21 protein-coding genes and 1 riboswitch are annotated in these 24,466 nt (G+C 62.7%); of the genes, 13 read left to right on the top strand and 8 right to left on the bottom strand.

Annotation, left to right across the window (positions count from 1 at the left end):
• The first annotated feature begins 2 nt into the window (after positions 1-2).
• Entirely contained in the window at positions 3-755 is a 753-nt protein-coding gene (locus IPM16_03020) for an alpha/beta hydrolase (protein MBK9122080.1), read from the top strand.
• Entirely contained in the window at positions 756-1,745 is a 990-nt protein-coding gene (locus IPM16_03015) for a WD40 repeat domain-containing protein (protein ID MBK9122079.1), read from the top strand. It begins immediately after the preceding gene.
• A 53-nt stretch (positions 1,746-1,798) separates the two neighbouring features.
• On the opposite strand, the gene IPM16_03010 is transcribed toward IPM16_03015, so the two are convergent.
• Positions 1,799-2,872: an SH3 domain-containing protein gene (locus IPM16_03010; protein ID MBK9122078.1), complete on the bottom strand. Its 1,074-nt coding sequence runs from the start codon at positions 2,870-2,872 to the stop codon at positions 1,799-1,801.
• Between the two features lie 122 nt (positions 2,873-2,994).
• On the opposite strand from IPM16_03010, the gene IPM16_03005 reads away from it, so the two are divergent.
• Entirely contained in the window at positions 2,995-3,333 is a 339-nt protein-coding gene (locus IPM16_03005) for a DUF4342 domain-containing protein (protein ID MBK9122077.1), read from the top strand.
• Between the two features lie 61 nt (positions 3,334-3,394).
• Here the strand turns inward: IPM16_03005 and IPM16_03000 are convergent, their stop codons facing one another.
• From IPM16_03000 to IPM16_02985, 4 genes are read right to left on the bottom strand one after another with little or no spacing between them, the layout of a single operon-like run.
• Positions 3,395-4,087, bottom strand: coding sequence for a metal-dependent transcriptional regulator (locus IPM16_03000; protein ID MBK9122076.1), 693 nt, complete (start codon positions 4,085-4,087; stop codon positions 3,395-3,397).
• A gap of 3 nt (positions 4,088-4,090) precedes the next feature.
• Entirely contained in the window at positions 4,091-4,879 is a 789-nt protein-coding gene (locus IPM16_02995; protein ID MBK9122075.1) for a metallophosphoesterase family protein, read from the bottom strand.
• Positions 4,880-4,937: 58 nt separating this feature from the next.
• Complete coding sequence (locus IPM16_02990; GenBank protein ID MBK9122074.1) at positions 4,938-6,581, bottom strand: iron ABC transporter permease; 1,644 nt, start codon at positions 6,579-6,581, stop codon at positions 4,938-4,940.
• A 32-nt stretch (positions 6,582-6,613) separates the two neighbouring features.
• On the bottom strand, positions 6,614-7,654 hold the full coding sequence (locus tag IPM16_02985; protein ID MBK9122073.1) for a thiamine ABC transporter substrate-binding protein: 1,041 nt from the start codon (positions 7,652-7,654) through the stop codon (positions 6,614-6,616).
• A gap of 92 nt (positions 7,655-7,746) precedes the next feature.
• Positions 7,747-7,857: riboswitch (TPP riboswitch) on the bottom strand.
• A 114-nt stretch (positions 7,858-7,971) separates the two neighbouring features.
• On the opposite strand from IPM16_02985, the gene thpR reads away from it, so the two are divergent.
• Positions 7,972-8,517 carry an RNA 2',3'-cyclic phosphodiesterase gene (gene thpR / locus IPM16_02980; protein MBK9122072.1) on the top strand — a complete coding sequence of 182 codons (546 nt, stop codon included), beginning with the start codon at positions 7,972-7,974 and terminating at the stop codon, positions 8,515-8,517.
• A gap of 41 nt (positions 8,518-8,558) precedes the next feature.
• On the opposite strand, the gene IPM16_02975 is transcribed toward thpR, so the two are convergent.
• A complete protein-coding gene (locus IPM16_02975; GenBank protein ID MBK9122071.1) occupies positions 8,559-9,359 on the bottom strand; it encodes a CoA transferase subunit A in 801 nt (266 codons plus the stop codon).
• A 78-nt stretch (positions 9,360-9,437) separates the two neighbouring features.
• Here IPM16_02975 and IPM16_02970 point away from each other — a divergent pair, with 78 nt between their 5' ends.
• The 3 genes from IPM16_02970 to IPM16_02960 all read left to right on the top strand — a co-directional run bounded on the left by IPM16_02970 (position 9,438) and on the right by IPM16_02960 (position 11,875).
• On the top strand, positions 9,438-10,304 hold the full coding sequence (locus IPM16_02970; protein ID MBK9122070.1) for a carbon-nitrogen hydrolase: 867 nt from the start codon (positions 9,438-9,440) through the stop codon (positions 10,302-10,304).
• Positions 10,301-10,684, top strand: coding sequence for a RidA family protein (locus tag IPM16_02965; protein MBK9122069.1), 384 nt, complete (start codon positions 10,301-10,303; stop codon positions 10,682-10,684). The genes IPM16_02970 and IPM16_02965 overlap by 4 nt, the downstream gene beginning before the upstream one ends.
• Positions 10,685-10,777: 93 nt before the next feature.
• A complete protein-coding gene (locus IPM16_02960; GenBank protein MBK9122068.1) occupies positions 10,778-11,875 on the top strand; it encodes a class I fructose-bisphosphate aldolase in 1,098 nt (365 codons plus the stop codon).
• 72 nt (positions 11,876-11,947) lie between these two features.
• On the opposite strand, the gene IPM16_02955 is transcribed toward IPM16_02960, so the two are convergent.
• Positions 11,948-13,093, bottom strand: coding sequence for a hypothetical protein (locus IPM16_02955; GenBank protein ID MBK9122067.1), 1,146 nt, complete (start codon positions 13,091-13,093; stop codon positions 11,948-11,950).
• A 221-nt stretch (positions 13,094-13,314) separates the two neighbouring features.
• Here IPM16_02955 and IPM16_02950 point away from each other — a divergent pair, with 221 nt between their 5' ends.
• The 6 genes from IPM16_02950 to IPM16_02925 all read left to right on the top strand — a co-directional run bounded on the left by IPM16_02950 (position 13,315) and on the right by IPM16_02925 (position 23,177).
• On the top strand, positions 13,315-14,289 hold the full coding sequence (locus IPM16_02950) for a pyruvate dehydrogenase (acetyl-transferring) E1 component subunit alpha (GenBank protein ID MBK9122066.1): 975 nt from the start codon (positions 13,315-13,317) through the stop codon (positions 14,287-14,289).
• Between the two features lie 44 nt (positions 14,290-14,333).
• The gene (locus IPM16_02945) at positions 14,334-15,299 is read left to right on the top strand and encodes an alpha-ketoacid dehydrogenase subunit beta (protein ID MBK9122065.1); all 966 of its coding nucleotides are present in this window, start codon (positions 14,334-14,336) and stop codon (positions 15,297-15,299) included.
• Positions 15,299-16,591, top strand: a complete 1,293-nt coding sequence (locus IPM16_02940) for a 2-oxo acid dehydrogenase subunit E2 (GenBank protein ID MBK9122064.1) — start codon at positions 15,299-15,301, stop codon at positions 16,589-16,591. Before IPM16_02945 ends, IPM16_02940 begins: the two co-directional genes overlap by 1 nt.
• Before the next feature lie 13 nt (positions 16,592-16,604).
• Positions 16,605-18,611, top strand: a complete 2,007-nt coding sequence (tkt, locus tag IPM16_02935; GenBank protein ID MBK9122063.1) for a transketolase — start codon at positions 16,605-16,607, stop codon at positions 18,609-18,611.
• The gene (locus IPM16_02930; GenBank protein ID MBK9122062.1) at positions 18,608-19,510 is read left to right on the top strand and encodes an arginase family protein; all 903 of its coding nucleotides are present in this window, start codon (positions 18,608-18,610) and stop codon (positions 19,508-19,510) included. Before tkt ends, IPM16_02930 begins: the two co-directional genes overlap by 4 nt.
• A 112-nt stretch (positions 19,511-19,622) precedes the next feature.
• Positions 19,623-23,177 (top strand): indolepyruvate ferredoxin oxidoreductase family protein, encoded by a 3,555-nt coding sequence (locus IPM16_02925; protein MBK9122061.1) that lies wholly within the window; start codon positions 19,623-19,625, stop codon positions 23,175-23,177.
• A gap of 146 nt (positions 23,178-23,323) precedes the next feature.
• Here the strand turns inward: IPM16_02925 and IPM16_02920 are convergent, their stop codons facing one another.
• Positions 23,324-24,430, bottom strand: coding sequence for a hypothetical protein (locus IPM16_02920; GenBank protein MBK9122060.1), 1,107 nt, complete (start codon positions 24,428-24,430; stop codon positions 23,324-23,326).
• Positions 24,431-24,466: the final 36 nt, after the last annotated feature.

Below are 24,466 nucleotides of genomic sequence, written 5' to 3'. Positions count from 1 at the left end.
CGATGCCCTTTGCGCAAACGTCAACGGGCGCACGCCTGCACTACCTCGACACCGGCGGAACCGGCGAACCGGTGCTGCTCGTGCACGGCCTCGTCGGGACGGCGTCGCAACAATTCGGCCGGTTGATCGAATGGCTGAAGCCCTCGTACCGCGTGCTGGGCCTAACCCTGCGCGGCTACGGCTATTCCGAACCGAAGCCGCGCGCGTTCCCGCCGGCATTCTATGAGACCGACGCGCGCGATATCGTGGCGTACTTGGAAGCGGTCGATCCCGGACCGGTCCACTTGATCGGCTATTCCGACGGCGGAGAGGCCGCGCTGGTCGCTGCCGGCCTCGCCCCGCAGCACTTTCGCACGGTGACGACCATCGGCGCGACCGGTTACCTCAGCCCGCTCTCGCGCGATCGTGTGCGGGTATATCCGGGAGACTGGATCACGCCGGAGGAAGTGCAAATGCACGGCATCGCAAACCGGGCCGCATTTACCAAGCAATGGGAAGAGAGCTACAAGGGCATGATCGACGCAGGCGGCGACCTCAGCCTGCGCAACGCCCATCACGTGGTTTGCCCCGTCCTGATGCTGCTGGGCGATCGCGACACGCTCAACCCGGCAGAGGCGGCGCAGGTCTACCTCGACCGACTGCCGCATGGCAAGCTCGAAATCGTCGCCGATTGCGGGCACGGCGTCCACGAAGAAAAATGGGACGAATTCATCGCCCTACTCGGCCCGCACTTGAAGCACAGCGGAGAACGCTAAATGAAGAAGATCTTCCTCACGGTGACGTTTGCCGCGCTCGTTGCCGGCTTCGCGTCGGCGCAGGCGACCGCCACGCCTGCCCCGATCGCCCCGGCAACGGCAGGCGGATTACAGTTCGCGTCGGAGCTTTCGACGCCGGACATTGTGAATGCGCTGGCGTTCAGCCCGGACGGGGCCCTCCTGCTGACGGCCAGTCAAGATACGTCGGTACGGCTGTGGTCGCTTGCGGATGGCGAGCAGGTCAGCGAATCGTATGAGCACTTCTCGTTTGTGAAGGGCGCCGCGTTCGCTGAGAACTTCGCCGTCACGTCCGGTTGGGACCGCACCCTGATCGTCTGGGACACATCGGACGAAACGCTTGCCGTCCGGTCGCAGATCACCGGCTACGACGCCGTGATCGAGCATCTCGCCATCAGCCCTGATGGCACTCGCATCGCATTTGGCGTCGGCGACGGGCGCGTACGCGTCGCAGACGCAGCCACCGGCGACGTGCTTTTCGAGCTGCCGGTCGGCGCGCTGCGCGTGACGGCGGTCGCCTACAGCCCGGACGGCGCGCAGATCACGGTCGCCGGCGGTTTCCCCGCATCCGGCGCGTTGACGTATGACGCCAACGACGGCACCGTGCTTGCATCGCTAGCTCACCCGGCGACCGTGACGTCGCTGGCTTACGCGCCGGACAGTCTGCTGCTGGCCGCGGGCGGCGACGACGGCAACGTGACTCTGTGGCTCGAAGGCGTGCAGATCGCCTCGCTGGAGGTTAACGACTGGGTGACGGATGTCGCTTTCAGCCCCACTGCGCCGATCCTCGTCGCGGCACGTCAGGACGGAATAATGACGGTGTGGGACGTCACCGATCCGGCTTCGCCGGCGCTGATCGTCGGCATCGTCGCCGCCGACTCGGCCGTCAACGATGTCGCGTTTCAGCCCGACGGCACGCGCCTCGCCACCGCATCCGCGGACGGCAGCGTAAGGCTCTGGCAGGTCAAGTAGCAGGAATCGAAACGGGGTGCGCGGTCGCACCCCGTTCTCGTGTCATTCGCTCTCTAGCGGATCGGTACGGCGTCGATCAGCCCCTCGATCTTGACGTACGGCGCATAGATCCACCCGGTGATTCCTTCGTACTGGATGTGCAGCCAGAAATTCATCCCACCTTGCACCGTGCGGCCGATAATGCGAACCGGGTCACCCCACGGCACCTGACCGAGAAGCTGGGTGCGCTCGCTCGGGCGACGGCGAATATTCATCACCGACCGCGTATAGCCGATGACATCCAAGCGCGGCGGCAGGTCGGTCGGGTTATCGATCTGATCGAAGATCGTCTGCGTTTCGGGCACGATATCCAGATTGCCCGTCACCTCGAGGTACCGCCCGGACGACCAGCCGATCCGATCGCCGACCTGGATCTTGTACCACGGGAACAAACCCTCGTCGAAGTTCTTCTCGAGCACCGGATACGCGTTGTCGGGGCGGGCGACCGCCACCATCGATGCGCCAAGATATGGCCCGGTGCGCACGGCCAGACCGCGCACACGGTTGACGCTGCCGAGCGCCGGCGGAACAGCCGTCGCCGTCGGGCCGGTGGGGGTCGTGAACCCGCCCCCGGCGACACCCCACTGGAACACGAGAATCGCATCGCCGGTGAAGTCGACATAGTCGATCACAAAGTCGAGGCTCTGGCCGGCCGAGACGGTCTGTGTAAAGGTGTACGTTGCGTAGTTCGGCGACGTCCCCGTAAACGGAATGAACTGATTGAGGACGATCTGGCCATTGAGCGTGACCCGAACGCCGTCGTTCGCATATACGGTGAACGTATACGTCCCGGCCTGCGCGAACACTTGATTGGAGATGAAGCGCGCCGAGAAATTGTCTGCGTTGACACCTGCGACCGGCTGGGTGCTGCGATCCTTCAAGGGTGGGCCGCTGGCCCAGTTAAAGTACACGCCGTTCGGATATGGCTCGTTCGTGACAACCGGCGAGCCGGATTGATCCGTATTGTTCCAGAACGACCCGATCCAGTTGGTACCGACCTGCTGGGCTGACACCTCTGGCGCAATGAACAGGGTTAGGCCGCTGGCCACCAGCAGGACAGCCAGCATTGCTACTAAAGATCGCTTCATGAGACACTCCACGCCGATGGCCGCCGTAATTTGGACACGGTTGGCCTGCAACTTTCTGGCCGACCCTGCGTATGATTAGTATAGCAAGGATCGAACGAACGCAACGTATGGAGAGCTTAACCATGAGCGACGAAAAGAACAAGCCGGCCAAGACCATCACGGAAGAGTTGGAAGGCGTCGGCAATCAGGTCGTGGAACGCGTGCAGGAACTGGTTCGCCAGGGCAACGTCCGCCGCCTGATCATCAAAACCGCTGACGACCGCGTCCTGATTGACACGACCTTGACGGTCGGCGCGATTGCCGGTACGGTGCTCGGCCTGATGGCTGGCCCGATCGGCGCGATCATCGCTGCAGTCGGTGCCACGGTCGCGCGCCTGAAGATCGAAGTCGTCCGCGAAATCACCGATGACGACGTGGCGCAGGGCGGCACCAAGTCCAAGATCGACATCAAGGACGAGTAAACGCCCCGCAAAGGCGGCGGGCATCCCGGAACATTGGGATGTCCGCCGTTTTTCGATTCGGCTAGTCGCTGCGTACGCGGATTTGCTCGGCGAGGTTGTGGCCGATGATGCGATATTCGTCATGCAGCTTGAGCTGCATCGGACCGTTGAACGGGGCGACATGGTGCACGACCAGCTCGACGCCGGGAACTAGCCCGAGCGCGCTGAGGTAGTGCAGCCGATCCGATTCGCGCGTCGTAACTCGCGTGATCACTAGGCTTTTGCCGGTCTGCGCGTCCGCCAACGTGACATCGTCGAGGGGCAGCAGATTGCCGTCAGTGTCCGGGATCGGCTCGCCATGCGGACAGGTCTGCGGCCGTCCAGCCATCTCGTACATGCGATCGAGCAGCGCAGGGGTCAAGCCCGTGCTCATTCGCTGCGCCTCGTCAAAGATCGTCTCCCAACCGAATCCCATGACGTTGACGAGGAACACCTCGGCGATCCGGTGACCGCGCAGGCGGATGCGGGCTTCGCGCTGGCCGGCCTTGGTCAAACGTATCCCCTGATACGGCGCGTGTTCGATGAGTCCGTGCGAGCGCAAGCGGTTGACCATCCGGTTAACGGCGGGCGGCGTCACCAGCAGCAAGTCGGCCAAGGCGGACGTGCTGACGTACTCGCCGTCGCTTCCAAGGCGGTCGGCCAACCGGTAAATCTCGACAAGATAGTCGCGCATCTTGCCGCTAATGTCCTCGGCGGGGAGGTCGTGCGATTCCACGCGCTACATACCCAGTTCGAGGCGGGCGACGAGCCGATCCGGCATACGGTGCTGACGCATCCGGCGCTGGACGGCCGACACATCGTACGGAATGCGGCGGTGCTCCCAGACGTTATGTTCAAAGTCGAGGATGGAGTAGGCGGCGCGCGGGTCCGCGTCACGGGGTTGCCCCACACTACCGGGGTTGATGATCTGCCGGCGGCCGTTGAGCGTGCGGGGCTGGCCATACACCGGACGATTCATCGAGACGTCGCCAAAACTGCCGAACAGCTCGTAGATCATCGGCTGATGCGTATGCCCGACGACGCAGTACGGTGTTTCGAAGTGCGGAAAGTTGTCCGCCGCTGTCTTGGTCTCGAGTATGTATTCGAGAATCGGTTCGCGCGGGCTGGCATGGGCCAGCGTGTAGTCGCCGATGACGAACGTGACTGGCAGCGCTTCGAGCCACTGCAAGTTCTCGTCGGTCAGGCTTTCGCGCGTCCAGTCGACCGCGCGGCGCGCATCGGGGTTGAAGGTACGGATGTCGAGCCGGTCGAGCACGGCCCAGTCATGATTACCCGCGAGGCAGAGGTGTGGAAGCTCGCGCAGCTTATTCACGCACTCGTTGGGGTCCGGGCCATAACCGACCACGTCTCCGAGGCACCACACGTAATCCCACTGGCCTTTGGCGTCCCGCAAGACGGTTTCGAACGCGGTGACGTTGGCATGAATGTCGGAGATGATGAGAACTCGCATATAGTCGCTGTGTTCCGCTAGCCGCGCCTCGTGCTGAACGCGGTACGATAATACCATTGTTACGGTGCCGTTGCGATAAGGGTACGGGACGTTGGCCCGGTCAACGGCACTACACCTAGAATACACCCGCAACGCTGATTCGTAGTCGCTCGATAATAGCAAACGCCGCGCCGCATACAACAAGCAGGATGACACTCATCGCCAGCGCCTGTCCATAGTTGGCTGCGCCGGGCTGTCCTAACAACCGGAAGATCACCACCGGGATCGTCGGCGTGTCGGGCCGGGCGATGAACAGCGACGCACCGAATTCGCCCAAACTTACCGTGAACGAGAACGAAGCGCCCACCACCAACGCGCGTCCGATGATCGGTAGTCGAACCCGACGCCACACGCCTGCCGGGCCCTCCCCCAACGCTCGCGCGGCATCGGTGACGTTGTTGGGGATGAGCTGGAGCGCCGGCAACACCGCCCGCACGACAAACGGCAGCGCCACCAGCGTGTGAGCGAGCGGAATCAGCACTGCGCTTGATCGGAGGTTAAGCGGTGGATTGCCCATCGCGATCAGATAGCCGAAGCCGAGCGTCACCGCGCTGGTCGCTAATGGCAGCATGAAAAGCGCATCCAGCCAGCGCCATCGGCGGGCGTTGACCAGTGCCGCGGTGATCAACCCTAAGCCGACCGCCAGCACCGTCGCGACGGAGGCGAATACGAGCGAGTTGCCGACGGCCGTCAGCGGCGGGACGAACAGGATCGATCCGCGCGGGTTCTGTGCTAGCCGCGTGAAGTTGTCTAGCCCGCCGGCGGTCGTAAGCGACCGCACGATCAGCGCCGCCAACGGTGCCAGCAGCAGCACGATCATCGTCACGATCACCGCGAGCGCGCCCAACTTGGCCCGCCAAGAATGCGGCACGCGCGACACGTACGCCTCGCCGCGCAGCGGCACGGTGATCCGCCGCTGCAAACGCGAATACATAAGCAGCATCGCGAACATCAGGCCGATCTGAACCAGTGACAGCGCCGCCGCGACCGGAAGGTCGAATATGCTCAGCGCCTGCCGATAGATTTCAACCTCAAGCGTCGAATACCGCGGTCCGCCGAGGATCAAGACGACTCCGAAGCTGGTAAACGTGAAGATAAACACCAGCACCGATGCCGCGCTGATCGCCGGGGCTAGCATCGGGAGGCGCACCCGCGTCCACAACTGCCACCGCCCCGCCCCCAAACTGCGCGCGGCTTCCTCGATCTGCGGCGACTGGTTCGACCAGTAACTCACGATCATGCGCAGCACGACCGCGAAGTTGTAGAAGACGTGGGCGATCAACACAAGCGTGAGCGTACGCTCAAGCTGCACCGGTGCGGACTCCAACCCGAACACGGCCATCAGCCCGCTGTTGAGCAGGCCGCTGTCGCCCAGCAGCGCGTCGAAGGCGGCAGCGACCACGACCGTCGGCAGGACGAACGGCAGCGTCGCGAGCGCCATAAGCAGCGACTTGCCCGGAAATTTGAAGCGCACGAACACGACCGCAGCAGGCAGCGCAGCGGCCACCGTCAAGACCGTCGACAGCACGGCCTGCCACGTCGTAAACCACAGCGTCTCGCGGTAATACGCGGACGTCACGATCTCCGCGAAGCCCGACAAGTCCAGTCCGCCGGCCGGGTCGGTCAAGCTTTGCGCAAGCACCACGACCAGCGGATAGACGAAGAAGATTCCTAGAAATGCGACCGGGACGACCGCTAGCGTACGCCACGGCACCCGCATTGGCTGGCGTGACGTAAAGATACTGCCAGTCGTCAGCGCAGGACGATCTCCGTCCACGTCTGAATCCATTCCTCGCGCTTCTCTTCGATTAGGTCCGGCGCAATCGAGGCCGGATTCTCGGGGATCACGGCGTATTCCACGAACACATCAGGCAGCTCGGCATCGGGACTAACCGGGAAGACGAACATTTGCAGCGGCAGATCTTCTTGAAACTCGAGGCCCAGCATGAAATCGATGAACGCCTCCGCCTCGGCGCGTTGATCGGTGCCGGTCAGAATGCCGGCGAACTCGATCTGACGGAAACACGCCTCTTCCGCGAGCGTGACGCCGGTCGGGGCGGTCTCCGGCGTCGGGTCGGCGAAGTAGACCTCGGCGGGCGGACTGCTCGCATAGCTGACCACTAGCGGACGTTCGCCGTCACTGGCGCCGCTGAATTCGCCGTAGTAGGCCTCGGTCCACCCCTCGACCACCAGCACGTCATTTGCCGCGAGGTCCGCCCAGTATTCCTGCCAGTTGTAAGTGTCCGGCGCTTCGCCAAACGCGGCAATGGTCGCCAGCAGAAACGCCAGACCGGGCGACGACGCAGCAGGATTCTCCACCACCAACGTGCCTTCAAATTCGGGTTCGGTCAGGTCAACGAGTGAAGTCGGCAGCGGCGGACCATCCGCGCCGAAGTACGCCGCGTCGTAGTTCAGGCACACATCGCCATAGGCAACTGGCGTCACGTTGAAGTCGGGGTCCAGCACGAACGCTTCGGGGACATCAGCCAGCGCCGACGACTCGTAAGGTTCGAAGATGCCGGCGTTCAGGCCACGGCTCAAGAACGTGTTGTCGATCCCGTACAGAACGTCACCAAGCGGATTGTTCTTGGTCAGAATTACCTGATTCACCATCGCGCCGGCGTCGGCCAAGCGCACAATCTCGACCTCGATGCCGGTCTGATCGGTGAACGCAGCGAGGACGTCCTCGCTAACGCTGAAGCTGTCGTAGGTGACGAGCGTCAGCGGATCCTGCTGGGCATACACAGGTAGCACGGCCAGCAGCAAGACGATTACGAGCACAAGACGGTTCATGCGATTCCTCCACAGCGGTTCGCAGCCAGAGGAACGCCAATCAAAATCAAACGCCGCTGGGTGACCCAAGCGGCGTAGTTGAAGCGATCGGACGCGTTCATCGACACACTCCCTACGCCGGTATGATCCGGATCAGGTACAAGGGTCGGTGCGGCGTTACGCACCCTCTCAGCCCACTTGCGCGGGCTCCCCCGGCTGTTCTGGTAGCCATTCCAGTGTAGGACGGCGCGGCGCGTGTTGCAAGTTAGAATTGGAATAGCGTAGAGTGCGGGGAACGGTCGGACCGCCGAAAAAGTATACGGAATGGGATTTGTAGGATGCGTCTGTTTGTCGCAATCGACCTGCCCGAGACCGTGAAAAGGACTTTGGCTGCACTGCCGGGAAAGTTCGATGGAGCGCGCTGGGTCAGGCCGGCTCACATGCATGTGACACTGCGGTTCATCGGCGAGACGGACAAGAGCGACGAGATACGGGCCGCCCTCGCTGCGGTGACCGGCCCGCCGATGGAGCTTGCCATCACGGGCGTCGGACGGTTTCCCGGCAATCTGCGCAAGCCGCCGCGCGTATTGTGGGCCGGCCTGAGCGCACCCGCGTCGCTCGGATCGCTGCATGAATCGATCAACGTCGCGCTCGCCCCGCTGAAGTTGCAGGCCGACGACGGGCCGTTTTCGGCGCACGTCACGCTCGCGCGCACGCCGAACGCCAGCGCCGCCGTGGCCGAAGCCGCGCGGCGATTCCTCGCGCTGCACGCAAACCTGTCGAGCGAACCGTTTCCGGTGACAGAATTCACACTGTACGAAAGCAAGTTGACGGGGGGCGGGCCGGTGTATACCCCGGTCGCAGTCTATCGACTGAAAGGATGAGCGTTCAGTAGTACGATGCCCGGATGGCGCACGCCGCGACACTAGGCGCGTGCAATCAACTGCTTCACATACGCGTCGAATTCGCCAGCGTTGCACGCATCTGCATAGGCCATCAGGGCTCCGCCGTCGAGAGGATACAAGGGGTAGCAGCTGGTCGGCCACGCGCCGCGCGGCGCAAGCGCCGCCACATCGACCACCGCGCCCGGCAGGATGATCCGGTCAGGCGCTTTTTCAAGCCGTTCGACCTGCTGCTCATAGGTGACGATAACGGTCTTCGCGGCAGCGGCAAGTTCGAGGTCGATCGCGACGTTCTGGTTGATCGCGACGTTCCCGTACTGGTCGGCCTCGAGCGCGTGCAGCACGGCGACGTCCGGGTGGATGGCAGGGAACGCGGTCAGCGTTTCGCCGGTATACGGGTCGGTCACGGTCACGACATCGGGCCGTAGTTTCGGCAGGTCGGTGCCGATCCAAGCGGTCGACGGCATGAACCCGATGCCCGCAGTCGCGGCACGGAGACCGCACCCGATGCTCGCCTCAGTCTCTTCGATGACCCGCACCTCGCCGCGACTCACCCGTTCCGTAAACATCGGCGCAAAGCCGAACGATTCGAGGCCGAAATAGCACGAACGCACTGCCGTCACACAGCCCGCGCCCACCAGAAGGTCGGCCTCATAGCCGTGAGTGAAGCCAAACAGCGTCAGGCTTCGCGCGCGACCGGCCCGCCTCAGCATGGCCATCACGAAGGCGACAGGACGCCGATAGATCGTCATTCCGCCGATTCCAAGCAGCATGCCGTCTTCGATCAGCGCCGCCGCGTCGTCCAATGTGAGGAAGCGTGTCACAGCCGTCCCTAGCCCACCCGTCCGCAATAGGGTAGATTGTGCATCAACAGCACGCAAACACAACCCTAAGGCACGCCCATGCGCGTAAACATCGGTTTGGCCCAAATCTACCCGAAGCTCGGGCACGTCTCCGAAAATCTCGACAAGCACTTGCAGTACATCGAGACGGCTATCTCGCAAGGCGTCGACTTGATCGTGTTTCCGGAGCTGTCGCTGACAGGATATCAGGTGCAAGATCTCGTGCCGGAGGTCGCAATCAAAGCAACGGCGGCCGACGTCGTGTTCGGCCGGCTGTTGGACGCGAGCCGCGCCATCGACGTGATGTTCGGGTTCGTACAGCGCGATACGCGCAACCGCTACTACATCGCCGCCGCCTACCTGTCACAAGGCGAATGCGTGCACGTCCACCGCAAGGTCTACCTGCCGACCTATGCGATGTTCGACGAAGGCCGCTATTTCGATCAAGGCGAGTCGATCCGCGCGTTCGACACCCGCTTCGGCCGCGTCGGCATGTTGATCTGCGAGGACTTCTGGCATGTCAGCCCACCGTATTTGTTGTGGCTGGACGGCGCCGATGTGCTGCTGCTGCACAGCGCCAGTCCGTCACGCGGCCTCGACGCCAGCGACCGGTTGGGCAGTTCTCGTTGGGTCGAGCTGACCAATCAGGCATACGGATCGTTCTTCACCAACTACGTCGTCCACTGCAATCGCGTCGGCTACGAGGACGGCAAGAATTTCTGGGGCGGGTCGTCGGTCGTCGATCCGAACGGCGAGTTTCTCACCCACGGCCACTATTTCGACGAAATGCTGGTTACGCAGGCGATCGACCTCAATCAGGTCACACGCACGCGTGCCCGCCTGCCGCTGCTGCGCGACGAACAACCCTTCCTCGTGCAGCGCGAACTTGACCGTATCTTATCTACTAACTCGGAGGCATCACGATGAAGACAATCGTCCATACCGATCAGGCGCCGCCTGCCGCTGGTCCATACAGCCATGCCGTGATCGCCAACGGGGTGGTGTATACCGCCGGACAGGTCGGTGTCGATCCGGTCACGCGACAGTTCGCCGGCCCGAGCATCGAGGCCCAAACGCGTCAGGTGTTCGCCAACCTGAAGGCCGTTCTCGCCGCCGCGGGATGCACGTTCGACAACGTCGTCAAGGCGACCGTGTTCCTCGCCGACATGAACGACTTCGTGAACATGAACGCGATCTATGCCGAATACTTCCCGGTCTCGCCTCCTGCGCGTTCTACGGTACAGGTCGCCCGCCTACCGATCGACGCACGTATCGAGATCGAACTGGTGGCGGTTCTGCCTGCATAGCGTTCGCGCGCACGCTCCATCTTTGAGGCGACCCATTGAGGCGGTATACTTGACCGCATCCCGCAAGCCACGTAGGGGAAGGACCACCACATTATGGCACTCGCCACCGCTTCACAGACGTACACAATCGACCGCATCGCCGAGGCACTCGGCGGTGACGCAGACTACTACCTGAACCACGCGTCCACCACGATCGACAAGGGGCGCATGTACCTGCCCGGCCCGTCGTTCGTCGATGACGTCTACACCCAGACCGACCGCAACCCACAGGTTCTGCGCTCACTCGCGCAGATGTTCGACCACGGTCGGCTTTCCGGCACCGGCTACCTTTCGATCCTGCCTGTCGATCAGGGCATCGAGCATTCCGCCGGCGCGTCGTTTGCCAAGAACCCGGACTACTTCGATCCCGCCAAAATTGTCGAACTGGCGATCGAGGGCGGATGCAACGCTGTCGCGTCGACGTTCGGCGTGCTCGGCGCGGTTGCGCGCAAATACGCGCATCGCATCCCGTTCATGGTCAAAATCAACCACAACGAACTGCTCACCTACCCGAACAAGTTTGACCAAGTGATGTTCGGCACGATCAAGCAGGCGTGGGATATGGGCGCCGTCGCCGTTGGCGCGACTGTTTACTTCGGCAGCGATCAGAGCACGCGCCAGTTGATCGAGGTTGCCGAGGCCTTCGCGTATGCACACGAACTCGGCTTGGCGACCGTGCTGTGGTGCTACACACGCAACAACGCCTTCAAGGTCAACGGCACCAATTACGAGACCAGCGCCGACCTGACCGGTCAGGCCAATCATCTCGGTGTGACGATTCAGGCCGACATCGTGAAGCAGAAGCTGCCCGAGAACAACGGTGGGTTCAAGGCGCTGAACACCGGCGGCTCGTCGTATGGCAAGCTGGACGAGCGCATTTACAGCGAACTGACCAGCGATCACCCGATTGACCTCACCCGCTATCAAGTCGCCAACGGCTACATGGGCCGCATTGGCTTGATTTCGTCCGGCGGCGCCAGCGGCGCCAACGATTTCGCGGATGCCATCAAGACCGCGGTTATCAACAAGCGCGCCGGCGGCACCGGTCTCATCAGCGGGCGCAAGGCGTTCCAGCGCCCGATGGCCGAAGGCGCTGCGCTGCTGAATGCCATTCAAGACGTTTACCTGTGCGACGAAGTGACCATCGCGTAATCGCGGTGGAAATCAGCGCTGAACACAAAACGACCCGGTTGATGCCGGGTCGTCTTGTTTGGATCCGAGTCGTTATCCGGCCAGTGCGATCCATGCAACGTGAACACCCTCACCGACGAACTCGGTCACGTCGATGACCTGCCCGCTGACCGAGGCGATGTATGCGCGCCCGTCTTCGGTGCGAACGAACACGGCGTCGGCGGTCGGATTCCACTGCACTTCGACCGGTGATGTCATTCCGATCGGCTCGGTGAGAACACCGCCCTCGCCGTCGACGATGTGGATCGGACCGGCGTCGTAGCTTGCGCGCCCCAATGCAAAAATCGAACCGTTGGCGTCCGCAACTCCGTGCTGCAACCACATCGAGCCGGACACCTGCGCGAACAGAACCTCGTCGCACGTACCGGCGATCATCAGACCGAGCACCGCCGCGCCGGTCTCGCCGCGCCCACTCACGATCACGTGTCCGCCATCCGGCGTCCACGAGCTGTACTCGTACGGGCAGATCGGGCCGCGCTGCGTCCGGTCGCTGGTGCGTGTCAGGAATACGAAGCCGTCACGCTCCAGATTTGCCATCCACACGCGGGCGAGGAGCTGCTCGCCGTCGGGCGACCACGACAGACTGCGAGCGTACCAGTTCGATGGGTCGCCCTGCGCGCTCACGAAGAACAGACAGTTGGCGGCGCCGGGGCGGCAGTTATGGAAGATCTGGTTGGCGCCGGTGACGCCGGGCTCCCAGACGTAAATGCCTTCACTGGCTTCCAAGCGTTCCGGATTATCGACGACAACGGCCAACGTGCTGCCATCCGGCGTCCATGCAGCGGCTGTCACCAGCTTGTCGTTCGAGGCGCGATCCGCAGGCGCGAACGGGGTGAATGGCGCAGGGAGCCCCTCGCCTTGTTCGCCTGTGAACAGCGTGAAAGTGCCGAACGTATCGACCTGCGCATAACGCGACGGCCGAGTGGGGTCGGGCTCGAACACGTCGATATCCGGTTTGACCACCCGCAGCAGCGCGCTGGGCAGCACGTTGTTGGGAATAATCGCCACGACATCCACGACCTCGGGGTTGAGCTGAAGCGCCCGCAGTCGCTGATCAGCCGTCGCTCCCGCATCGGTCAGTGGCGTTGCGGCGGGCTGCTGCGCCGCTGCCGGCCCTACTGCTACGATTGAGAATAAAGCAAGGCTCAGTACGAGAATCCGCAGCATCTTCTGGCGCATTATGGTCTTCCTCCAGCGTTGAGTACCGTCCATCATGCCCTCATTGTATGAGCGTTGTGCCTTGCCGGACAACACGCGACCGGTCCGTTTCTTGCCTACGATGACGTAGGGAATGCGTCGGTTGGCGTTTGACCGGCCTCCCGCCGTCGGGTAAACTTAGCGCGTTTGATTCCGGACCTTGCCCGCGTGCAGCGCGGGGCGTTGGCGACTGGGGATTCTCAATGGCAAAGCCGAACAAAGAAACGCTTCTCGAATGGTATCGGCAAATGGTGCTGATCCGTTTGTTCGAGACGCGATGCGACGAGCTGTATCAGGAGAAGAAGATTACCGGCGTCTACATGCACCTGTACAGCGGGCACGAAGCTACCGGCGTCGGCGCGCTCGCCGCGCTGCGGCCTGACGATCATGTGATTACCGCCTACCGCGACCACGGCATCGCATTGGCGAAAGGCGTCCACCCGAACCCGATCATGGCCGAGATGATGGGCAAGAAGGACGGCGTAAGCGGCGGCAAGGGCGGGTCGATGCACATCGCGAGCAAAGAACACCGCATGTGGGGCGGCTACGCCATCGTCGGCGGTCACCTGCCGCTGGCAGCGGGCATCGCATTTGCCTCGCAGTACAACAACACCGACGAGGTCACGATCTGCTTCATCGGCGACGGCGCCAGCAACAACGGCTACTTCCATGAAGCGGTCAACATGAGCGGGGCGTGGAAGCTGCCGATCGTGTGGATCATCGAGAACAACTTCGTCGCGATGGGCACGCGCATTGAAGATTCGACGGCCCAAACGCGCTTGCACATGCGCGCCGAAGGGTACGGCATCAAGGACGGCGGGCGAATCGACGGGCAGGACGTGATGGCAGTCTACGACGCGGTCAGCGATGCCGTCGCGCACGCACGCCAGAACGGGCCGGTCTTGATCGAGTCACTGACATACCGCTACAAGGGCCACGGCGTGTCGGACAAGTCGTACGACAAGCGGTTTGCCGAGGAACTCGAAGAGTGGAAGCAAAACCGCGATCCGATCACCTTGTTCCGCCGCATGCTCGAAGACAAATACAAGAACATCGGGCCTGAGCTGGAACGCATTTTCGAAGCCTGTGAACAAGCGGTCGACGAGTCGGTCGAGTTTGCGCTGAACAGCCCCGACCCGACCTACGAAGACCTCATCAGCAACGTCTACGTCGACTAGCACCCACGCGAACGGGAGATCCTTCAAATATGACTTCCAAGAACATGCCGATGCGCGAAGCGCTGCGCATTGCCCTCCGCGAGGAGATGCTTCGAGACGAACGTGTATTTGTCTTTGGCGAAGAAGTTGGCGCTTGGCAGGGTACGCATCGCGTCACACAAGGCCTGCTGGATGAATTCGGCGAAAAGCGAGTCAAGGACACGCCGATCAGCGAGATGGCGATTGCCGGTCTGGCAGTCGGCGCGGCGATGGCGGGGCTTCGCCCGGTCGCCGAGATGATGACGATCAACTTCGCGTTTCTTGCGTTGGATGCAATCGTCAACCATGCCGCCAAGGTCCACTACATGTTCGACGGCCAATTTACCGTGCCGCTCGTCATCCGCGCCGCGTCGGGCTGGGGCAATCAGGCAACCGCCACCCACAGCCACACGCCAGAGCCGATCTTCGCGCACTTCCCCGGCTTGTACGTCGCCTGCCCGGCCACGCCTTCGGATGCTTACGGGATGCTCAAAGCCTCGATCCGCGACGAGAACCCGGTGCTGTTCACCGAGAGCATTGCGTTGTATCCCAAGCCCGGGCCGGTCACCGAGGATCCTGACTTCACCTTACCGATCGGCAAAGGCGACATCAAACGCGAAGGCCGGCACGTCACACTCGTGACGTACGCGCGCGGTGTCGAGTGGTCGCTTGCGGCCGCGAAAGAACTTGCCAAAGACGGGATCGAAGCCGAGGTCGTGGACCTGCGCTGGCTGCGGCCGCTTGATCTGGACCTGGTGTTCGAGAGCTTCAAGAAGACCAACCGCGCCGTGATCGTCGAGGAGAGCCTGCCGATGTACAGCTTCGGCAGCGAGATCGCCGCGCAGATTCAGGACAACTGCTTCGACTATATGGATGCGCCAATCAAGCGCGTGTCGGCAATGGATGTTCCGCTGCCGTTTGCGCGCGAGATCGAATTGATGGCGCTGCCAAACGTCCAGAAAGTCCTAGATGCCGTGGAGGAGATTCTCTAATGACGGACATCGTACTGAGCATGGACGGCCTGCTGCTGAATTGGCTCAAGCAGGTCGGCGACACGGTCAAAAAGGGTGAAGTCATCGCCGAGTTCGAGGCAGACAAGGCGACCGTAGAGGTCGAAGCTCCGGCTGATGGCACGATCACGGCACTTGAGGGCGAGATCGGCGAAGAGCTCTCCAGCGGCACCGTGATTGGGCAGATCGGCGCGAACGGCGCTGCCGCAGCGCCAGCGCCCGAGAAGCCCGCCAAGGCCGAAACGCCCGCAGCCACCCCCGCACCTGAGGCCGAGAAACCGGCGCCCGCTGCGCCCGCACCCACGAACGGCGCGACGGCCGAGAACGGGCGCATTAAGGCGTCGCCGCTGGCGCGCAATATCGCCAAAGACAAGGGCATCGACCTTGCGCAGGTTCCGGGCAGCGGCCCGGGCGGGCGCATTATTCGCGCCGACGTGGAGTCGTTTAAGCCGGGCGCTGCCCCTGCTGCGGCGCCGTCCGCCAAGCCTACCGCCGCTGCCGCTCCGCAGTCCGGCACATTTAGCGACCCGTCCGGCATCCCGATCGTGCGCCTGCGCCAGATTCCGGCCGATGCGGACGGGGTCGAACTGCTAGACGTGTCGCGCATGCGCAAGGCGATCGCCAACGGCACGACCGAGAGCAACCAGCAGATTCCGACGTTCTACGTCACCAGCGAGTACAACCTCGATCCGCTGCTGGAGCTGCGGGCGCAGCTTAACGCGTCGTTGGGCGACAAGGGTGTCAAGATCAGCGTCAACGACATGATCGTCAAGGCCGCGGCGCTTGCATTGCGTCAGTTCCCGAACCTCAACACGCACTACTATGGCGAGAAGATGGTTCGTCACAGCCACATCAACATCGGCATTGCGGTCGCGCCGGCCAACGTTGGCGGCGTCATCTACGTCGTCGCCAAGGACGCCGACAAGGTGTCCCTGAGCACCCTAGCTCAAACGAACAAAGAGATGATCGACCGCGCGCGCGAACTCAAGCTCAAGCCCGAGGACACAAGAGGCGCGACGTTTAGCACAAGTAACCTCGGCCCGTTCGACGTCGATCAGTTCACCGCCGTCATCAACCCGCCGGAAGCCGGCGTACTCGCCATCGGCAGCGGGCGCAAAGTACCTGTGGTAAAACCGGACGGGACGGTAGCGGCCGGAACGCGAATCAAGATCACCCTGAGCGTCGACCACCGTGTCAGCGATGGCGCCGAAGGCGGTCAGTTCATGTTCGCTTTGAAGGGCCTGATCGAGAACCCCATGCGACTGCTGCTGTAACGGAGATCGTACAGTGACACCATCACCAGAGCTTGAGCGTAAGGCGATCAACACGATACGTACGCTCGCCATCGACGCCGTCCAGAAAGCCAACAGCGGACATCCGGGCCTCCCGATGGGGGCTGCGCCGATGGCCTATGCACTGTGGGCGCGACACCTTCGCCATAACCCGTCCAATCCCGCGTGGCCCGACCGCGATCGGTTCATCCTGAGCGCAGGGCACGGCTCGATGCTGCATTACGCCCTGCTGCACCTTACCGGCTACGATGTCTCGCTGGACGACCTCAAGTCGTTCCGCCAGTTCCACAGCAAGACCCCCGGCCACCCCGAGAACTTCGCCACACCCGGCATCGAGACGACGACCGGTCCGCTGGGTCAAGGCGCGGCCAATGCCGTCGGCATGGCGCTGGCAGAGGCGATCCTCGCCAAGCACTTCAACCGCGACGGCCATACGATCGTCAATCACTACACGTATGCGCTGGTCAGCGACGGCGACCTGATGGAAGGCGTGTGCATGGAAGCATCGGCCCTTGCCGGCCATTGGGGCCTCGGCAAGCTGATCTTCCTGTACGACTCTAACGACATTACGCTCGACGGCCCGGCTGATATCGCGTTCACGGAAAACATTGGCGGACGCTATGAAGCGTGGGGTTGGCACGTCGTCACGGTGCGCGACGGCAACAACGTCGACGCCATTGACGCCGCGATCAAAGAAGCGCAGGCCCACAGCGATCAACCGTCGCTGATCATCATCAAGACTGTGATCGGTTACGGCAGTCCCAACAAGGCCGGCACGTCAAAGGCGCACGGCTCACCGCTCGGCGCGGACGAAGTTCTCTTGACCAAGCAGGCCTATGGCTGGCCGCATGAGCCGTTCTATATCCCTGGCGATGTTCTCGAATTGATGCGTTCGGCGCAGGACGAAGGCAGCGACGTTGAAGACGCGTGGCAGGCCAAGTTCGATGCGTGGCGCAGCGAGTTCCCTGACCTCGCGCACGAGTGGGACTTGCTGATGAGCCAGCAACTCCCAGCAGGCTGGGACGCCGACATTCCGGCATTCGACGCCGCGAAGGCGACCGCGACACGCGTCGCCGGCGGCACCGTACTGAACGCCATCGCCAAGCACATCTCGACGTTTGTCGGCGGCGACGCCGATTTGGCGGGCAGCACACGCACGTTGATCTCCGGCGCAGAGCACACAGCGAAAGGCTCCCCAGCCGCTCGCAATATCCGCTTCGGTGTCCGCGAGCACGCGATGGGTTCGATCGTTAACGGCCTCGCCCTGCACGGCGGCATTGTCCGGCCGTACAGCGCTACGTTCCTGACGTTTTCCGACTACATGCGTCCGGCGATTCGCCTCGGCGCGCTGATGAAGCTAAAGGCCGCGTACATCTTCACGCACGACAGCATCGGTCTTGGCGAAGATGGCCCGACTCATCAGCCGGTCGAGCACGTGATGAGCCTGCGTACGATTCCAAACCTGCATGTCTTCCGGCCAGCAGACGCAAACGAGACGGCGGCAGCATGGAAGGCGGCGATGACCGTCGACGGACCGGCCGTGTTGTGCCTAACGCGGCAGGACTTACCGGTCATCGCGGAAGTCGACCGCGTACGCGCCGGTGTCCCCCGTGGCGGCTACATCTTGGCCGACAGCGACGGCACGCCAGATGTCATCCTGCTTGCGACCGGTAGCGAGGTCAGCATCGCTCTTGACGCGCAGCGCCAGTTGGCTGAGGGCGGCGTCAAGGCTCGCGTGGTTTCGCTGCCGTGCTGGGAGCTGTTCCTCCAGCAGGACGCCGTCTACCGTGACAGCGTGCTCCCGCCATCCGTTACGCGCCGTGTCAGTATTGAGGCGGGTGTCACGCTCGGCTGGCAGAAGTTCGTCGGGGCGAACGGCATCGCCATCGGCATCGACCACTTTGGCGCTAGCGCGCCTTACGAAGTGCTATACGAAGCGTTCGGGCTGACAGCCGAACACGTCGTGTCCGCCGCCCGGAGCCTGATGCCGTCCGCGGGATGACCGGGCCGACGGTTGTCCTCGGTCTTCCTATCGACTGCACCGGCATATTCGCCGGATGTGAACGTGCACCGGCCGCCTTACGCGCGGCCGGTCTCGTTACGCACCTCGGACTGCCCGACCTCGGCGACCTCCCGATTCGCATTGACGATCCAACACGCGATCCTGCCACCGGCATGATCGGCTACCGGCAAGTCGTCGCAGTCTCACACGTAATCCGCGACGCCGTGCACGATCTACTGGCGGGCGGTCAGCGCCCTCTGCTAATTGGCGGTTGCTGCACGCTGATGATCGGAACAGCGGCGGCCTTGAACGGGTTGTACGGCGACGATGTCGGTCTGGTCTTCGTCGACGGTCATGCCGACTGCTACGACGGCATCAGCTCGCCGACGGGTGAAGCCGCCGACATGGACCTCGCCATCGTCACCGGCAGCGGCCCGGCCGAACTGACGGCGCTTTCCGGGCACGCCCCGATGATCCGTCCTCGCCATACTGCGCTGATCGGCACGCGCGACCTAGACGCCGCTCGGCGTGACGGATCGCCCAACCCACCGCCCGGCGCGATCGTTATTCCCGCCGAGGCGATCAACGGGTTGGCAGAGGCGTCGACGGCCGGACGCACGGCGCTCGGTGCGCTCCTCGACCGTGTCGCGCGGTTCTGGCTTCACCTCGATCTCGATGTACTGTCCAGCGAGGCGCTCCCGGCTGTGGACTATCCGATACCCGGCGGACTCGATTGGGATGAACTGGCAGCGATTGTCGGTCCGATGATCGCGTCGCCGAGCTGTGTCGGAATCGACGTGACGATCTACAACCCGACTCTGGATCATGACGGTAGATCGGCACAGCGCATCGTCGGCTTTCTGGAGTCGGTCACTGGCCGGCATTCGGAGTCGTCATAGTCCACAAGCGCGAGCGGCCGTATTCGTACAGAAGTGATGATGCCTGTTTTGGCAGGTTGCACAAAATCTGATAGTATGGGATTGACCGAGGTCAGGGTGTACTGGGGAGCGAATGACCGAGCAGATACAGCCGATTCCCGGTGAACTTCCGGGACACGAAAAACACCATAAGATCAAACGCAAATTGACGGGGAAACCCGATTTCTCTCTTGATGCCAAATACTTGCAGGAAGACGGCATCATCGTCTTAAGCGGAACGCAAGCACTCGTGCGGCTTCCGCTGGATCAACACCGTGCCGACCGCCGGCGCGGCCTCAACACCGCGGCCTTCATCTCAGGTTACCGCGGTTCGCCGCTCGGCGGGCTTGACCTGCTGCTTGGCCAGCAAGAGCAGATCATGCGAGATCATCACGTGCGGTTCGTGCCGGCGGTCAACGAAGACCTCGGCGCGACGGCCGTGTTCGGAAGCCAGCTCGCCAATTTGCTGCCGAACCCGCGCTACGACGGCGTCATCGGCATGTGGTACGGCAAAGCGCCCGGCGTCGATCGCAGTGGTGACGCCTTCAAGCACGCCAACTTCGCCGGCGTCGGCAAATACGGCGGCGTACTGGCGCTTGGCGGGGATGATCCGAACGCCAAGTCGTCCACCCTTCCGTCTGCGACCGAGTATCAGTTCTACGACGCCATGATGCCGATCCTGTTCCCCGGCAATGTGCAGGAACTGCTCGACTTGGGACACTACGGGTTCGAACTCTCGCGCTACTGCGGATTATGGGTCGGCTTCAAGGTCGTGACCAACGTCGCCGATGAATTCGCGACTGTTGAAATCGCCAAGGATCGCAACCCGATCGTCGATCCGGGCTTCGAGTACCGTGGGAAGCCGTGGGCCGCGCAGCAGTTCCCGCAGCTTCTCACCCCGTATTCGCTGACTACCGAGCGCGAAATGATCGAGGGCAAGCTGGAAGCAGCCCGCGCATTTGGTGCAGCGAATCGGCTGAATAAGGTGGTCGTCCGCGGTGGCGACGACTGGATCGGTATCGTCGCGTCTGGAAAGACTTACTACGACCTGCGGCAAGCCCTGATCGAGCTGGGCATCGACGATGACGATACGCTGCGCCATTACGGCATCCGCCTCCTCAAGATCGGCCTGCTGTCGCCCATCGACACGGCGCTGATCCGCGAGTTCGCGGACGGCCTTGAAGAGATCGTCGTGATCGAAGAGAAACGGTCGTTCATCGAGGGATTCGTGCGCGATGCGCTCTTCAATCTCGCCGTCCGGCCGAAGGTGGTCGGCAAGACCGACGAGAACGACCGACCATTGGTCAAGCCGTACGGGGAGCTGGACAGCGACGATGTCGCCGGCATTCTCTACCGCCGGTTGACTCAACGCATCCCGCGTGAAGTGCTCAACGACCGGCTCGATCAAATCGCCAAGCAGCCCCTTCCGACGACGCTGCCGCTGCTCGCACGCACGCCCTACTACTGCTCGGGCTGTCCACACAATACGTCGACGCTGAACGTCCCTGAAGGGGCGGTGATCGCCGCAGGCATTGGCTGTCACACGATGACGCTGCTGATGGATCGGGCTAAAGATCAGATCTTCGGCCTGACGCAGATGGGTGGCGAGGGCGCACAGTGGGTCGGCGCGTCGCCGTTTACCGATACCGAGCACATCTTCCAGAACCTCGGCGACGGGACGCTGTTCCACAGCGGCACGCTGGCGATTCGTCAAGCCGTCGCCGCCAAGGCGCATTTGACCTACAAGATCCTGTGGAACTCCGCCGTGGCGATGACCGGCGGGCAGGAACCTGAAGTTCAGATTCCGGTGTGGCAGCTTACGCAGCTTCTGCGGGCTGAAGGCGTCGGGAAGATGATCGTCACGTCGGCCGAACCCGAGGACTACCCCTCCCATGCGACATGGGCCGAGGGAGTCGAAGTGTGGCACCGCGACCGGATCGAGGAAGCGCAGCTCGTGTTGGCTGCAGCGCCGGAGGTTACGGCGCTCATCCACGATCAGTACTGCGCGGCCGAACTGCGCCGCAAGCGGCGCCGTGGCCTGATCCCCGAGCCGCCTACCCGCGTCTTCATCAACGAGGCAGTGTGCGAGGGGTGCGGCGACTGTGGCGAGAAGTCAAACTGCCTCAGCGTCTTTCCGGTCGACACCGAGTTTGGTCGCAAGACGCAGATTCATCAGTCGTCGTGCAACAAGGATTATTCGTGCCTGAAGGGCGATTGTCCGGCCTTCATCACAGTCGAACCGGCGCAGAACGGCAAGCGCGCGCACGCGATCTACGAGGTCGACGTGGCCCTGCCTGAGCCGACGCTGCGTGTCAATGGCGAGTCCAATCTGTACATGATGGGCATCGGTGGCACGGGCGTCGTCACGGTAAACCAGATTCTCGGTACGGCCGCGTTGATCGACGGAAAAGCCGTGCTGTCGCTGGATCAGACCGGCTTGAGCCAGAAAGGCGGCCCGGTTGTCAGCCACCTCAAGTTCCTTGAAGGCCCGTCAGACGTATCGAACAAGCTGTCGCGCGGGAGTGCCGACGGGTACATCGTGTTCGACTTGCTGACCGGCACGTCGCACGCGAACCTGATCCACGCCCAGCCCGGTAAGACCGTCGCGATCGTGTCCTCGAGCATGGTGCCGACCGGTCAGATGGTCGCGTCGACTCAGGTCGGCTACCCGCGCATGGCGCATCTGCATAATGCGATTGACGAGTTCACATCGCCCGACGCTAACGTGTATTTCGACGCCATCGCGCTCAGCGAGTCGCTGTTCGGCTCGCACATGCCGGCCAACCTAATGCTGATCGGCGCGGCGTACCAGTGTGGCGTCATTCCGGTTACTGCGGAAGCGATCGAAAAGGCAATCGAGCTGAACGGTGTATCCGTCAAGGCCAACATACAGGCGTTCCGGGTCGGTCGTCGCAACGTGATTGAGCCGGGATGGGTCGAGGCGCTGCCAACCAAGCGGGCCGGCGATCTGACCTACGTGACACCCCTGAGCGCCGAAGCGCAGTCGCTGGTAGACGGCGTAAGCGCCGAAGGCGAACTGCGGCGTCTGCTCTCGATTCGCGTACCGGAACTCATCGCGTATCAGAGCGCCGCATACGCAAAGTTGTATGTCGACTTCGTCAAACAGGTCGCGGATGCGGAGCGCTCAGCGCTGCCGGGCGAGTCTGCGCTTTCTGAAGCTGTCGCGCGCTATCTCTTCAAGTTGATGGCCTACAAGGACGAGTACGAGGTCGCACGGCTCCACCTCAAGGATAACGTCAAGGCGGAGCTGGCCGAGCAGTTCGGCGAGAGCGCGAAGACGTCATACCTGCTACACCCGCCGCTGCTGCGCGGATGGGGCTTGAAGCGCAAACTGAAACTCGGTCAGTGGTTCAATCCCGGCTTGGGCCTGTTGAAGCGCATGAAGCGGCTGCGCGGGACGCCGTTCGACCTATTTGGCTATGCGAAGGTGCGACGCGTCGAGCGCGCGCTGATCGATGAGTATCGAGCGCTGATTGCACGCCACCTCGGCGACCTCGACGCGTCCAATCATGCGGCGCTGGTCGAACTGGCGCGGCTGCCCGATATGATCCGGGGTTATGAGGACATCAAGATGGCCAACGTCGCAAAGTATCGTTCGGCCGTTGAGGACGTGCGCAGCCGCATCTAGGCGAGACGTGCTGGGCGCAGAGAGACTCACAGATGTTTCTCTCGCAAGTGGTTGAAGTGGCGAGGGTATGAGTCGCATTCGAATGCAAGATAAGAGGGGCGATCCGCGGTGGATCGCCCCTCTTTCGATAGTGCATGGATAGGCGGTTACTTGCGCAGTCGGCGCGCACCAATGATCACACCGACGAGACCGAGCGCGATCAACGCGAGCAAGCCGATACCCCCTGCCCCGGCGCCTGTGATATCGTCAAACAGACCGGTTTCGGGCAGCAGTGTCGGGATAAGGAACGGTGTCCCGACTGTACCCGGCGTGGATACCGGTGTCTGTGGCGACAAGGTCTGTGCCAAAGCCGTCGCCGTCATCAGCACGTCGGCCGGGCTGATACCGCCCGGTGTGATCTGACCGGTGGCTGTCGGCGGGTTAGCCGCCTGTTCGGTCTGCAGGGCGGCAGCGGTCGCTGCGGCGTTGGCCGCGTCGATGGCGCGCTGGGTCGCCTCCTCAGAGCTTAACGTCGTCTGCAGGGCAAGCTGGGTCGCCGTTGCAGCAAACTCCGCTGCGGCTTGCGTCGACGTTGCGGCCGCATTGGCCGCTTCCTGTGCCGCCGTTGCAGCGGCATCTGCCGCGATCTGCGTTTGCGCCAACGCCGTTGCGGCAACGAGCGGCGGAAGCTCGGTCTGCACGGCCGCGGCAGTCTGCGTCAGATCAGGAGAAGGAGTCGCCGTGGGCTGTGCCAGCGCCGTCTGCGTGGCCCCGATGATGGCTTGGGTCGCGGCTTGCTGCGTCAAGAATACGCCTTGTGTCTCGAGTTGCTGAATAGCCAGCGCGGTACCCGTCGCCAACAGTGCGTTCACCTCGGCGGTCGACGTCACGGCGATCACCGCTGCGGTTGCGGTCGAACGCGCGTCAAGCGCGGACGCCGTGCCGGTCTCTTCAAGGAACGCCTGTTGTGTTGAGTTGAACTCAGCAATTGCAGTGCGCGTGACGTCGATTTCGGTCGGCCCACGATTCAGCGCGAAATAGATGATCGCGACCACGCCCGCGATGAACAGCAGAATGATCAGGAAGGCAAGGATGACGAACGTCCGGTTAGTGCCGCCTCCTTCGTCTTCGAACGAGAACTCGTCTTCTCCAATATCGCCGAGTTCATCCAAAGCGGAATCGTCGAAGCTGAATTCGCTGTCGCCCGCCCCGCCGGAGTCGCTGCCGAACAGATCGTCGTCGAAGTTGAAGTCGTCATCGTTACGGTTGGTCATTCCCGTCTCCTCGCTGGTGGTGGCCGAACGGCCGCA

Source organism: Candidatus Flexicrinis affinis (assembly GCA_016716525.1).
GTDB classification, from domain to species: Bacteria; Chloroflexota; Anaerolineae; order Aggregatilineales; family Phototrophicaceae; genus Flexicrinis; species Flexicrinis affinis.
Note: the sequence above shows the minus strand (reverse complement) of the source record. Positions and strands in the feature narration are given on the sequence as shown.